The organism is Mesorhizobium sp. M7A.F.Ca.ET.027.03.2.1 (genome assembly GCF_003999175.1).
Classification (GTDB): Bacteria; Pseudomonadota; Alphaproteobacteria; order Rhizobiales; family Rhizobiaceae; genus Mesorhizobium.
Map to the genome: position 1 here is coordinate 1 of NZ_RZOM01001581.1, position 904 is coordinate 904.

The window sequence follows — 904 nt, forward strand, 5'->3', positions numbered from 1 at the left end:
GTCTCGATCTGTCCGCGGATTTCGCCGTCCTTGTTGGCTGCCGTGTGCACGTTGACATAGTCCTTGCCGGCCATCAGGTCGGCGGCCTGCGCGTCGGTCAGCACGGCCGACCCTTTGATCGGGCTCTTGAGCTTGCCCTTGAACGGGATCGCCACCCCGGCGTTTTCACCCATCGCGGCTGGGCCGTGAATATGCCCGGCGGTCGCCGGCCCGCTGAGGCCGGAATATTTGACGTTCCAGCTGAGTTTCTTCGTGGCCGTGTCGAAGATAAGAGCTGCGGTGCCCTTGCCTTTTGTGGTCACCGGCGGGTTCTGCTGGGCGCCGTCGAGCGTCGCTTTCAGCTTCACCGTCTCGGCCAGGGCCGGCGCTGCCGTAAGGAAGGACACCGAGATGGCCAGTGCCGAAAGCATCGGCGCCAAGGATTGGATACGCATGAGAATCTCCGTTTGCTGATGACATCCAGCCACGGCTCCCCGGCGCGCGGATGTATCGGCACAAGGCTTATAAGAGCGAATGGCTGCGCGCGAGTAACACTTACGTGCAGACTAATGGACCGCGCGATACCGGCGGCGTCAGACGGCTGCCAGCGCCTGGGTCAGGTCGGCGATCAGATCATCCGGGTGCTCCACGCCGATCGACAGCCTGACCGTGGTCTCCAGCACGCCGATGCGTTCGCGCACCTCGAAGGGTATGCCCGAATGGGTCATGGCCGCGGGGTGGCTGGCCAAGGATTCCGTTCCGCCCAGGCTCACCGCCAGCTTGAAGATCTGCAGGTTGTTGAGAAAGGCGAAAGCCGCCTTCTCTCCGCCCTTGATATCGAAGGAGAAGGTCGAGCCGGCACCAGTGCATAGCGCCCTGTAGGTGCGGCCAGCCGGCGTTTCCTCGCCCAGGAACGGCAGGTAAT

At 63.4% G+C, this 904-nt stretch carries 2 protein-coding genes; both read right to left on the reverse strand.

The genetic code is table 11. From position 1 onward, the window contains the following. On the reverse strand, positions 1-434 hold a 434-nt coding region (locus EN750_RS36570; protein WP_127399433.1), incomplete at its 3' end, for a CHRD domain-containing protein. A gap of 138 nt (positions 435-572) precedes the next feature. Beyond that, positions 573-904, reverse strand: a 332-nt coding sequence (locus EN750_RS36575; protein WP_189526760.1) for a PLP-dependent transferase, incomplete at its 5' end; no start/stop codon positions are given.